We start from the raw sequence: 11708 nt of genomic DNA, 5'->3' as shown, positions 1-11708 counted from the left end.
CGTCGGTGCCTCCAGTGCCTGAACCGCCGCTGTCCGGGTATGTCGTGGTCGACCTGTCCAGCGGTATCGCCGGGGCCTACTGCACCAAGCTGCTCGCCGACGGCGGAGCCGAGGTCGTCAAGGTCGAAGCGCCGCAGGGGGATCCGCTGCGCAGATGGTCGGCCTCCGGCGCCCACATCATCGAGGGCACCGACGGTGCGCTGTTCTCGTTCCTGGCGTGTTCGAAGCAGTCCGTGGTCGCCGATCCCGCTGTCGATGTCGCGTTCGTCGACGACCTGCTCGCCCGGGCCGACGCGGCGGTCTGGTCGCGCGGCGAGGGTGTGGTGGGGCTGCCCGAGTTCACGCCCGCGGCCATCAGCGAACGGCACCCGCACCTGACGGTCACGGCCATCACCCCGTTCGGCCTACAGGGTCCGTGGAGCGACCGTCCGGCAACGGAATTCACCCTGCAGGCGTGGTCGGGCGGGATCGTGGGCCTGGGCCGCGGCGCCCCCGACCGGGCGCCGGTCTACGTCGGCGGACAGGTGGGCGAGTACCTCGCGGGTGCCTACGCCAGCGCGGCCACGCTGGCCTCGCGTCTGCGCGGGGGCGGGGAGTTGATCGACCTGTCGATGCTCGAGACCGCGATCCTCGGGCTGACCTACTACCCGGTCAGCTACTACGAGATGCTGGGCCGGCCGTGGCGCGACGCGCGCAGGCTGACCGTTCCCGGGATCGCGCGCGCCAAGGACGGGCTCGTCGACATCGGCTGTGGCACGGCCCAGCAGTGGTTCGACCTGTGCGCGATGACCGGCCACGTCGAATGGATCGACGAGGAGTCACCGCTGTCGATCACCCAGCAGGCCAACGAGAAAGCCGACGAGCTGTACGCCTGGGTGGCCGACCAGACCGTCGACGAGATCCGCGATCTGGCCACTGCCTTCCGCATCCCGAACGCCCCGGTGGCCCACGGGGCCAACGTCGAGAAGCTCGACCATTTCGTGGAGCGCGGCTCCTTCGAGGTGAACCCGCGAGACGGTTTCACCCAGCCCGTGCAGCCCTACCGCATGTCCACACCGATGCTGCGCCACCCGGAGCCTGCACCGCGCCTGGGCGACCACACCGAGCATCACCGCTCACGCAACGGCGCCCCGCCTCGCGAAACGGCCGTTCCGCGGCGGGAGGGTCTGCCGTTCGACGGTCTGCGCATCGTCGACATGACGACCTTCTGGGCGGGGCCCAGTTGCACGCACCTGCTGGCGATGCTCGGCGCGGACGTCGTCCACGTCGAGTCGACCCGCCATCCCGACGGCACCCGCCTCATCGCCGGCATCCCCGTGACCGAAGAGCAGTGGTGGGAGCAGTCCCCGATCTTCTCCGGGCTCAACACCAACAAGCGCGGGCTCACCCTGAACCTGGCCGGCGACACCGGCCGGGGTCTGCTCAAGCGGTTGATCGCGACCGCCGACGTCGTCGTCGAGAACTTCACCCCGCGCGTGCTGGAGAGCATGGGGCTGACCTATGACGCGGTCAAGGAGATCAAGCCCGACGTCGTGATGGTCAGGATGCCGGGCTTCGGTCTCGACGGACCGTGGCGCGACAACCCGGCGTTCGCCTACGTCATCGAAGCCGCTGCCGGGATCAGTTGGCTCACAGGCTATCCCGATCGCAACCCGTTCGAGCCGTACTCCGTGGGCGATCCCAATGCGGGAATTCACGCGCTGAACGCCATCCTGCTGGCGCTGGAGCACCGCCGCCGCACCGGTGAGGGGTCGATGGTGGAGGCTGCGATGGTCGATGCCGCGCTCAACGTCGCCGCCGAGCAGGTGATCGAGTACTCGGCCTACGGGGCGGTGCTGCAGCGCGACGGCAATCGAGGGCCGACCGCCGCGCCGCAGAACGTGTACCTGAGCAACGAGACCGACGAGTTCGGCCGTCTGGACAGCTGGGTGGCGGTCGCGGTGACCACGGACGCCCAGTGGCTCGGGCTGTGCGAGGCGATGGGGCGTCCGGAGTGGGCGATGTCCGGGGACCTGACGACCGCGGCGGGCCGGCGGAGCAACCACGATCTGATCGACGGTCATCTGTCGCGGTGGTGTGCCGAACGCAGCCGCGACGACATCGTGAACGCGCTGTGGGACAACGGGGTTCCGGTGGCCAAGGTGCTGCAGCCACATCGGCAGACCGAGATCCCGCAGCTGGCGTTCCGGTCGTTCTTCGAGACGGTCGAGCATCCGGTCAACCCGGCCACGCCGCACAGCACGGTGCCCTTCCGCAGCAGCCGCGGCCCCGACCGCGTCCACACCGCGCCTGCACCCTTGCTGGGACAGCACAACCACGAGATCCTGCGGGAGCTCGGACTCACCGACGACGAGATCGGGGCCCTCGAAGTCGACGGTGTCATCGGTACCGCTCCCGCGCGCTGAGTCCAGGCCTGCTGACCGGAGGAATCATGGCGATCGACCCGTCCGACATCCTGCTCACCGACCGGGTCGCCGTCGTCACCGGCGGAGGGGCGGGAATCGGGAGGGGAGTCGTCGCGGGTCTGAAGGCTTTCGGCGCCAGGGTCGCCATCTGGGAGCGCAACCCGGGCAGCTGCGCTGATGCGGCGCGTGAGATCGGCGCCCTCGGCGTACCGACCGATGTCCGTGACCCCGCTGCCGTCGATGCGGCGCTGGCGCGCACCGAGAGTGAACTGGGGACGGTCTCGATCCTGGTCAACAATGCCGGCGGGACCTTCAACTCACCTCTGCTGGACACCACGGAGAATGGCTGGGACGCGTTGTACCGCAGCAATCTTCGGCATGTCTTCCTGTGCACCCAGCGAGTGGCGCGGCGGCTGGTCGACACCGGCATGCCCGGCAGTGTCGTCAACGTGACGTCGATCGAGGGGAGCCGGGCAGCACCTGGGTACGCGGCGTACGCCGCGGCGAAGGCCGGCGTCGTCAACTACACCAAGACCGCGTCCTTCGAGCTTGCTCCGCACGGCATCAGGGTCAACGCCGTGGCGCCGGACCTGACCATGACCGAAGGTCTCCAGCAGCTCGCCACCGGGGACCTGTCCGGTGGTCTGGCTGACGGCATCCCGATGCGCCGGGTGGGGCACGTCGACGAGATCGCCTCCGCGGCGGTATTCCTCGCCTCGGGTATGTCGGCCTACATCACGGGACAGACCATTCATGTCGACGGCGGGACGCACGCTGCCGGCGGCTGGTATTTCCATCCGGACAGCGGTGTGCCGACACTGGGCCCCGCGTGAACCTGCGGGTCAGGTCCCCGGCTGTGAATCGGGGGAGGGATCGCCGATCTTGCGCTTGATCGCATTCCACGGATCGGCGTACTGCCCTGGCTGCTTCCAGTAGGCGGAGCGCCGCTTCAGCACCGCCCGGATCAGGGGTGCTGCCGGTGCCAGCAGGTATCGGGTCCATCCCGCCCGCCGACGCGCCTCAGCCAGCATGTCGGGCCAGGAATGATGTTGGAACTGCAGGGCTTCCTGTGCGCGGGTGGTGTCCATCCAATCGGTGACGAACCACGCGTCGTCGTTGTTCGGGTCACCGTTGCGGCCCGGGACCAGGCCGCCCTTGAGGCCGCGGGACTCGGCCAGCGCGCGCCCCACCTCTCCCTGTACGACGCGGTGGGAGTCGTCACCGGCGATCAGCAGGATCTCGCGGGCCACGTCGGCTGTCGTCGCCGCGGCGAACGCCCATGCCACGTCGCGCACGTCGACGCTGTGCAGCCGGCCGTCGGCCGGGAGAACGCTCTCGAAGTACAACGCGTCGGCGTTGAAGGGCATGGCCTTCGGATCCACGCTCAGGACACCGCCGAGTCGCAACACGACCCACTCCAGCGACGACGCCCGCACGATCGCTTCGGCTTCGGCCTTGTGCGCGCTGTACAGATCGGAATGCTTCATCGGCATGTCCGCGGTCACCGGGCCGGTCGCCTTGTGCGGGTTGCGCGCACCGAACACCGCGTTGCTGGACGCCTGCACGAACCGCGGGGGAGAAGGCTGCGCCTCGGCGACGCCGACCAGGGTCCTGGTGGCGTCGACGTTCACGCGACGGGCCAACGCGCGGTTCTTGTAGATCGCGGGCGGAATGATCGCCGCCAGGTGGATGATCGCCTCGGGTGCGACATCGGCGACAAGTTGCGACGTCTGATCGGCGTCGGTCAGATCGGCCCAGCGGACCGAGACACCGGCCGACAGCGTCTCGGCCGCCGTACGGTTGGCGGGTGTCCCGAGGTCGGCGACCACGACGGTCCGTCCGAGTTCGGCCAGCCTCCGCACCGTTGCCGAACCGACGAGGCCGAAGCCGCCCGTCACCAGCACGGTGCCCCGCGCATCAGACATCAAAGACTCCTAGCTGCGGATATGACATTCTCTTTACCGGAGAGTAGCATATTCGTCACCATGTCCGAGGAGCGCGCCGAGACGGCCAAGTGGGACCCCGGATTCACCCGCCAGATCACCGGCTGGGTCGGTCCGGTGATCCGACGATACTTCCGCGCCGAGGTTCGCGGCATGGCTTCCATGCCGGCGACCGGTGGCGCCCTGGTGGTGTCCAACCACTCCGGCGGAATGCTGACTCCCGACGTGATGGTGTTCGCCCCCGCGTTCTACGAGAAGTACGGCTTCGACCGTCCGCTCTACACCCTGGCCCACTACGGCGTGTTCATCGGACCGCTCGGCGATCTCCTGCGCCGCGCCGGGGTGATCGAAGCCAGCCGGGAGAACGCCGCCGACGCGCTGCGCTCGGGAGCGGTGGTACTGGTGTTTCCCGGTGGGGACTACGACTCCTATCGGCCCACCCTGACGGCGAACAAAGTCGACTTCGCGGGGCGCACGGGCTACGTGCGCACCGCGCTGGAAACCGGCGTGCCGATCGTGCCGGTGGTGTCCATCGGCGCGCAGGAGACGCAGATCTTCCTCGCCCGCGGTGATTCCATCGCCCGCCGGATCGGTCTGACCAAGGCGCGGATGGAGATCCTGCCCGTCAGCATCGGATTCCCGTTCGGTCTGTCGGTCATCTTCCCGCCGAACTTCCCCCTGCCCTCCAAGATCGTCACCAGGGTCCTCGAACCCATCGACGTCGTCGAGAGATTCGGGGAGGACCCGGATGTCGACGAGGTCGACCAGTACGTGCGGTCGGTGATGCAGACAGCGCTCGACGAACTGGCCCGCAAGCGACGTTTCCCGGTGCTGGGATGAGCGCCGCGGCGGATCAGATCGGGATGCTGTCGACGCTGTGGCGAGCCCGGCTGATCGCGCCGATGCGTCCCGACCGGTACCTGCGGATGGGTCTGGCGATGCGCCGCGCAGGACTGACGGCAACCGTCGGCTTCGCCGCAGCCGCCCAGCGCTGCCCTGACCGTCCCGGCATCATCGACGAGCTGGGCACGCTGACATGGCGTGAACTCGACGATCGGTGCGACGCCCTCGGAGTGGCTCTGCAGCACCACGATTCACTCTCGCGGGCCGGCGCGTCCCCGACGGTCGCCGTGATGTGCCGCAATCACCGGGGCTTCGTCGAGGCGCTCGTCGGCGCCAACCGTATCGGGGCCGACGTCCTGTTGCTGAACACGTCGTTCGCAGGTCCGGCGATGGCCGAGGTCATCGAACGCGAGGGTGCTGACGTCGTCATCTACGACCAGGAGTTCACCGAAACCGTCGACCGCGCACTGGAGGGCGCGCCGGCGGCCACCCGCATCCTGGCCTGGGTCGACTCCGACGACGCAACCATCCCCACGCTGGAATCCCTGATCGACGCCCACCTCGGTGAGCGCCCGGCACCGGCGAACCGCAAGAGCGACGTCATCCTGCTGACCTCGGGAACCACCGGGAGTCCGAAAGGCGCCAAACGGTCCGCGGGCAGCGGGGGAGCGGGCGACCTCAAGGCCGTCCTCGACCGCACCCCCTGGCGCGCCGAGGAACCGATCGTGATCGCGGCCCCGATGTTCCACGCGTGGGGATTTTCGCAGCTGCTCTTCGCCGCGTTGCTGGCGTGTCCCATCGTCACCCGGCGCAAGTTCGACCCCGCCGCGACCCTCGCCCTGATCGACCGGCACCGCGCCACCGGGCTCGCGGTGGTCCCGGTCATGTTCGACCGCATCATGGATCTTCCCGACGACGTGCGAAACCGCTACAGCGGCAGGTCTCTTCGATTCGCCACCGCGTCGGGTTCACGCATGCGTCCCGACGTCGTCACCGCATTCATGGATCAGTTCGGCGATGTCATCTACAACAACTACAACGCCACCGAGGCGGGCATGATCGCCACCGCCACCCCCGAGGACCTGCGGGCGGCCCCGGACACCGCGGGCAGGCCGGCCGACGGCACCGAGCTGCGCATCCTCGACGCCGAACACCGCGAGGTGCCCACCGGCGAGGTCGGGCAGATCTTCGTGCGCAGCGGAACGCTGTTCGACGGCTACACCTCCGGTGCCACCAAAGACTTCCATGACGGCTTCATGGCCTCCGGAGACATGGGTTACCTCGACGACGCGGGCCGCCTGTTCGTCGTCGGACGAGACGACGAGATGATCGTCTCCGGCGGCGAGAACGTCTATCCGATCGAAGTGGAGAAGACGCTCGTCGCCCACCCCGAGGTGGCCGAAGCGGCGGTCCTCGGTGTCGACGACGCCGAGTACGGGCAACGTCTGGCAGCGTTCGTCGTACTCACCCAGGGCAGCAGCCTCGGCGTCGACGACCTGAAAGCCCACGTGCGCGGCAATCTCGCCAACTACAAAGTGCCCCGCGATATCTCGATCCTGCCCGAGCTGCCGCGTGGAAGTACCGGCAAGATCCTGCGTAACGAGCTGCGCGGCGGCTGATCAGCCTCCGGCGGTCGCCGGGGCCATGGCGGACTCCACGACAGCTGCCCGTGTCAGTCCGCACGCGAGCCGAAGCTCGTCGAAAGCGTGCACCATGGCGTCGGTCGATTCGTGGGGGTCCTTGAAGGTTGCGTCGTCGGACAGGATCGCGATGTCGAGTTGGTCGACATAGCTCCACACGGTCATGTTGAACGCGCTTCCCGCCGAAAGCACACCGACAGAATAGATCTCGCTCACGGGCGCGCCACCGATGTGTCCGCGGCGCCGCGGCCCCGGGACGTTGGAGATCGCGACGTTCATCAGCCGGTTGTGGTCTGCCCGCTTGGCCTGCGCGCGGAACAGTGCCGGGGCCAGCGGCGGCGGGAGGTATTCCAGCATCCTGCCCTGCAGGGTCGGGCCCAGCAGGTCGTTGTTCTCCTTGGCCCTGGTGGTCGCCACCGAGGTCAGCTCCACGCGTTGCAGCGGGTCGTCGATGTGCACGGGTAGCGACACCATCATGCCGCCGATCTCGTTGCCCGTGATGCGTTCCGACGACTTGTCGGTGGCCACCGGCACCGTCGCCATGATGGGCCGGTCGGCGCGTCCGTCGTACCTCAGCAGCAGCTCGCGCAGTCCGCCGGCGGCCACGGCCAGCACCACGTCGTTGAACGTCACCCCGAGATGTTTGGCGGTCTCCTTGACCTCCGCCAACGCCAGCGTCGCCGTGGCGAACGTGCGGACGGGTGACACCACATGGTTGAGGAACGTCGGGGGAGCGTTGAAGGGCTTGGCGAGGTCGGGCACCTCACGGCGCTCCTTGGCCTTGCGACGCAGTCTGCTCACCCCGCGGGCAGCGTCGGCGACCAGGCCGGGCAGCCCGGTGATGTTCTGGAAGTGGTCGACCTGTGCGCCCCACACCAGATCCCGGGCGGTGGGCTCGGCACACGCCTGCGGGGGTTCGTCCCGCTCGTCCTGTGGCGTGTCGACCAGATCCATCAGCCGTGCAAGGAGATTCGCCGACGCGACGCCGTCGGCCAGCGTGTGGTGCACCTTGCCGATCAAGGCGAACCTGTCGTCGGCCAGCCCCTCGGCGAAGTGGAACTCCCACAGGGGCCTGCTGCGGTCCAGCGGCGTGCTGGCGATCTCGCCGATCACGCGGTCGAGCTCACGCCGCCCGCCCGGCGCCGGAACCCGGACGCGGCGAAGGTGGTAGTCGAGGTCGACCGGGCAGTCCTGCAGCCACATCGGGTGGTGCAGCCGCCACGGGATGTCGATCAGCCGGTATCGCAGCGGATCGAGCAGGTGCAGCCGCCGCGCGACCGTCTGCCGAAACGCGTCGAAGCCGTACTCACCGTCGTATCCGGCGGCGTCGATGACGGCCACCTTCAGCGTGTGCGTGTGCAGATTGGGGGTCTCGCTGTACAACAGCATGGCGTCCATGCCGTTGAGCCGCTTCATGGTGAACCATGCAACCACTCGGGCCCGATGATCACCGGAGAATGGCCTGAATCTGTCAACACGCGGCGGCGTCCGGAAGGTCCCCGGTCCGCGGACCGGCGAACGCCGCGGCGCATCTCGGGGCGATCGCCGGGTGGGTGGGTGTCGGCCCGGCACACGATGGCGTCGGAGCGCACAGAGACCGCCCGCGCACGCCGGTAGGTGACGTCGTCGGGTGCCGCGCCGGCCCGGCCGACTTCGGCTCCCGGGACATGGTGCGCGGGAACCGAAGTCATCCAGGCGGGGTGAACTCGTGCCGGTGCCCCGGGATCAGGCCACCGGCGGTGGTCATGCCGGGGGCGGCCGGCTACTTCAGGCAGCTGCCGCCGTCGACCGGCAGCGTCACACCGGTGATGAAGCGGGCTTCGTCGGAGGCCAGGAACAGCACCGCGTTGGCGATGTCCTCGGGCTCCACCCAGCCGATCGGCAGGGTGTGCATGAGCTGGCCGATGACCTTCATGTCGTCGGGGCCCGGGTTCTCCAGGTCGGGCCGGAACAGCTTCATGGTCGGCTCGTTCATGAACAGCGGAGTGTTCACGTTCGTCGGGTGCACCGAGTTGACGCGGACGTTCTGCGCGCCCAGTTCCACGGCGAAGGTCCGCATCAGGCCCACGACGCCGTGCTTGGCGGCGACATAGTGCCCGGTGTGGGGATAGGCCTTCAAGCCGCCCACCGAGCTGGTGAGGATGATCGAACCGCCGTTACCGCCGGCCAGGATGTGCGGCACGCCGGCCTTGACGGTCTTCCACACACCCGAGAGGTTGACGCCGATCATGTCGTCCCAGTCGGGTTCGCCGGTCTTGTCCAGCGTCTGGCCCCCGTTGCCGATGCCGGCGTTGGCGACGATGATGTCGAGCTTGCCGAATTCCTCGACGCCGGCGTCCACGGCGGACTTCAGCGCGTCGTAATCACGGACGTCGACCTCGGCGGTGTGGATGCGTCCGCCGGCGTTCTTCACCAGATCCGCTGTCTCGGCCAGATCTTCGGGGGTGGAGAGCGGGATCAGGACGCTGTCGATCTGCTTGCAGATGTCGACAGCGATGATGTCGGCGCCCTCCTGGGCCAGCCGCACCGCGTGCGCCCGTCCCTGTCCGCGCGCCGCTCCGGTGATGAAAGCGACCTTGCCTTCTACACGTCCTGCCATGTGTCTGCGTCCTTTGGGGTGTTGGTGTGGTGTTCTCAGGAAACGAAGGTGGGCATGGATTCCCAGCCGCGCACTGCGGTGGTCTGGGACGGAACGGCGTTGGGCCAGTCCACGTCCCACGTCGGGAAGCGTTTGAGGATTTCTTCGAGGGCGATGCGGCCTTCCAGACGCGCCAGCGCGTTCCCCATGCAGAAGTGCGTTCCCGCACCGAAAGTCAGGTGCGAGCGGAGCTCCCGGTGGATGTCGAAGACGTCGCCGTCGGGCGGGAACCGGCGGTGATCCCGGTTGGCCGCACCCATGAGCAGGAGGATGGCGCTGCCTGCGGGCACCTTCTGGCCGTAGTACTCGGTGTCGCGCGCGACGTAGCGGGCCACCTGCAGGGCGGGCGGCTCCCACCGCAGGATCTCCTCGATCGCCCCGGGGATCAATTCGGGGTTCTCGGCCAGTTCCCGCCGCTGATCCGGGTACTCCGCCAAAGTCTTACCCGCCCAACCGATCAGGCGGGTGGTGGTCTCGGCGCCGGCCGTGGCGACCACGGTCAGATACATGAGCAGTTCGTCGCGGCGCAGCCGGCGAACCGTCCCCGTCTCGTCTTCGAACTCGACATTGAGCAAGTCGGTCATGATGTCGTCGGACGGATGCTTGGTGCGGTAGTCGATGAACTCCGCGAACACCTCGCCGGTGGCCATCAGGTCGACCTGCTTGCTCTGCAGCGTGGCCTCGCCGTGGTCGGTGACGCGGCGCTGGTCGGCCTCCGGGATGCCGAGCAGCATCCCGATGACGCGCATCGGCATCTGCTCGCCGAGGTCGTTGACGAAGTCGAATTTCTCGGCGCCCACGAGCGGGTCGAGGCACCGCGCGGTGAACTCCCGGATCTGGGGTTCGAGCGCCAGGACCTTGCGCGGCGTGAACATCCGCGACAGCAGGTTGCGGTGGATGTTGTGGATCGGGGGATCCTCGAAGATCAGCGTTCCGGGCGGGATCTCCATGCCGGACTTGATGATCTCGAGGAGAGCGCCGCGTCCGGAGATGAACGTCTCGTGGTCGATGAGCGCCTTGTTGACGTCTTCGAACCTGCTCAGCGCGTAGAAGTCATGCGTGGCGTTGTAGTAAAGCGGCGCTTCCTCACGCAGGCGAGCGAACACCGGGTAGGGATTCATGTTGAGGTCGACGCTGTAGGTGTCGTAGTACAGCTCCTCAGGTGCGGCGTTCTGCACGTGGGAGTTATCAGCGCTGATCGTCACGGGTTCCCTCTCGCTGGATCAGTCTTGCGTAAGACATCGGGCTGCAATTTGTCTCACAACTGTGTCATCGCGGGGCCGCGAGTGTCAATGGCGGACTCGCTCAGTGCAATTACTCCTCTCTTCTGAGAAGAACAATCCTCTCGTGTGCTGAGCACAACGAAACTCGAGTCGGCAACGAGAGCGCGACCGGGCCGCGCGGAAAAGAGAATTCTAGCTGGGCTAGAGCGTGATTCTCGGGCTATTCGGCGGAGAATCCATGCGCACAGAAGTCCCAGACTTCGTCCGCAGTGATGGGGTGAGTTGCGTTTTCGTCGGAATCGCCGCTGGACTGGGCCACGAACATGACGGTCTGCATCGTCATCGCGGCCATGCGCTTGGGGTTGATTCCCTCACGGAGTTGGCCGGCCTCGCTCGCTTCCTCCATCAGCTCCGTGAGCAGGGCGAGAAGCGGCGCGTGGGCCACCTTGACCTCGGACGGATGCGAAACGAGCAGCCGCGGGGCGAAGTCGGTGAACAGTGGTCGCTTGGCCGCGGGATCCGGGCGCGACGACTCGAAGAGCAGCTGAATGGCCACCTTGAGGCGATCGATGGGGGCTTCCTGGCCCGAGGTGGCAGCGCGGATCTGTTCGGCAGAGCGGCTCAACGCGTCTTCGAAGAGCGCAAGCAGAAGTTCGTGTTTGCCATCGAACTGCAGGTAGAAGCTTCGCAGCGACTGGCGCGAGCGGTCGACGACCTCTTGGACGGTGAAGTCGGTGCTGCCCTTTTCGATGATGATGGCCTGCGCGGCGTCGAGGAACCGCTGCACGCGCTGGGCGGCGCGGAGTTTGGCGGTCTTGATCGAGCGCTCGACCGCCCGCTGCTTCCAGGCGGGTTCTTCGCTGGGGCTGGTCACCGGTGGCTCAGATGCCGGCCGACTGGGGAGAACATGAACTGACTGTACCGGAGAACGCCTCGCCATAGCGGTCCTCGACCCCCTCTCGGCCCACGTGTCAGAGATTGTAACTTCCTCATCACGAGAATAGTATTCTCATTTT

General features: G+C 67.5%; 9 protein-coding genes. 4 read left to right on the top strand and 5 right to left on the bottom strand.

The window, feature by feature from the left end; translation table 11 throughout:
• Window positions 1-5 precede the first annotated feature (5 nt).
• A complete protein-coding gene (locus tag FHR72_RS16880) occupies window positions 6-2405 on the top strand; it encodes a CaiB/BaiF CoA-transferase family protein (protein ID WP_183470063.1) in 2400 nt (799 codons plus the stop codon).
• 26 nt (window positions 2406-2431) lie between these two features.
• The gene (locus tag FHR72_RS16875) at window positions 2432-3238 is read left to right on the top strand and encodes an SDR family NAD(P)-dependent oxidoreductase (RefSeq protein WP_183470061.1); all 807 of its coding nucleotides are present in this window, start codon (window positions 2432-2434) and stop codon (window positions 3236-3238) included.
• A 9-nt stretch (window positions 3239-3247) separates the two neighbouring features.
• Here FHR72_RS16875 and FHR72_RS16870 read toward each other — a convergent pair whose 3' ends face one another.
• Entirely contained in the window at window positions 3248-4330 is a 1083-nt protein-coding gene (locus FHR72_RS16870) for an NAD-dependent epimerase/dehydratase family protein (protein ID WP_183470059.1), read from the bottom strand.
• Between the two features lie 21 nt (window positions 4331-4351).
• On the opposite strand from FHR72_RS16870, the gene FHR72_RS16865 reads away from it, so the two are divergent.
• Window positions 4352-5188 (top strand): lysophospholipid acyltransferase family protein, encoded by an 837-nt coding sequence (locus FHR72_RS16865; protein WP_183470057.1) that lies wholly within the window; start codon window positions 4352-4354, stop codon window positions 5186-5188.
• Window positions 5185-6810 carry an acyl-CoA ligase FadD12 gene (fadD12, locus tag FHR72_RS16860; RefSeq protein ID WP_183470055.1) on the top strand — a complete coding sequence of 542 codons (1626 nt, stop codon included), beginning with the start codon at window positions 5185-5187 and terminating at the stop codon, window positions 6808-6810. The genes FHR72_RS16865 and fadD12 overlap by 4 nt, the downstream gene beginning before the upstream one ends.
• Here fadD12 and FHR72_RS16855 read toward each other — a convergent pair whose 3' ends face one another.
• The 4 genes from FHR72_RS16855 to FHR72_RS16840 all read right to left on the bottom strand — a co-directional run bounded on the left by FHR72_RS16855 (window position 6811) and on the right by FHR72_RS16840 (window position 11632).
• Window positions 6811-8247 carry a WS/DGAT/MGAT family O-acyltransferase gene (locus FHR72_RS16855; RefSeq protein WP_183470053.1) on the bottom strand — a complete coding sequence of 479 codons (1437 nt, stop codon included), beginning with the start codon at window positions 8245-8247 and terminating at the stop codon, window positions 6811-6813.
• Window positions 8248-8593: 346 nt separating this feature from the next.
• Entirely contained in the window at window positions 8594-9430 is an 837-nt protein-coding gene (locus FHR72_RS16850) for a mycofactocin-coupled SDR family oxidoreductase (protein ID WP_183470050.1), read from the bottom strand.
• 35 nt (window positions 9431-9465) lie between these two features.
• The gene (locus tag FHR72_RS16845; RefSeq protein WP_311736173.1) at window positions 9466-10674 is read right to left on the bottom strand and encodes a cytochrome P450; all 1209 of its coding nucleotides are present in this window, start codon (window positions 10672-10674) and stop codon (window positions 9466-9468) included.
• 238 nt (window positions 10675-10912) lie between these two features.
• The gene (locus FHR72_RS16840; protein ID WP_183470048.1) at window positions 10913-11632 is read right to left on the bottom strand and encodes a TetR/AcrR family transcriptional regulator; all 720 of its coding nucleotides are present in this window, start codon (window positions 11630-11632) and stop codon (window positions 10913-10915) included.
• Window positions 11633-11708 lie beyond the last annotated feature (76 nt).

The organism is Mycolicibacterium iranicum (assembly GCF_014190915.1).
Taxonomy (GTDB): Bacteria; Actinomycetota; Actinomycetes; order Mycobacteriales; family Mycobacteriaceae; genus Mycobacterium; species Mycobacterium iranicum_B.
This window is presented reverse-complemented; position numbering and strand designations above follow the sequence as displayed.

Bases quoted from the DNA above. Each gene is read 5' to 3' on its own strand.
- FHR72_RS16875 (WP_183470061.1), top strand. From the start codon at position 2,432: ATGGCGATCGACCCGTCCGACATCCTGCTCACCGACCGGGTCGCCGTC.
- FHR72_RS16870 (WP_183470059.1), bottom strand. From the start codon at position 4,330: ATGTCTGATGCGCGGGGCACCGTGCTGGTGACGGGCGGCTTCGGCCTC.
- FHR72_RS16865 (WP_183470057.1), top strand. From the start codon at position 4,352: ATGACATTCTCTTTACCGGAGAGTAGCATATTCGTCACCATGTCCGAG.
- fadD12 (WP_183470055.1), top strand. From the start codon at position 5,185: ATGAGCGCCGCGGCGGATCAGATCGGGATGCTGTCGACGCTGTGGCGA.
- FHR72_RS16855 (WP_183470053.1), bottom strand. From the start codon at position 8,247: ATGAAGCGGCTCAACGGCATGGACGCCATGCTGTTGTACAGCGAGACC.
- FHR72_RS16850 (WP_183470050.1), bottom strand. From the start codon at position 9,430: ATGGCAGGACGTGTAGAAGGCAAGGTCGCTTTCATCACCGGAGCGGCG.
- FHR72_RS16840 (WP_183470048.1), bottom strand. From the start codon at position 11,632: ATGGCGAGGCGTTCTCCGGTACAGTCAGTTCATGTTCTCCCCAGTCGG.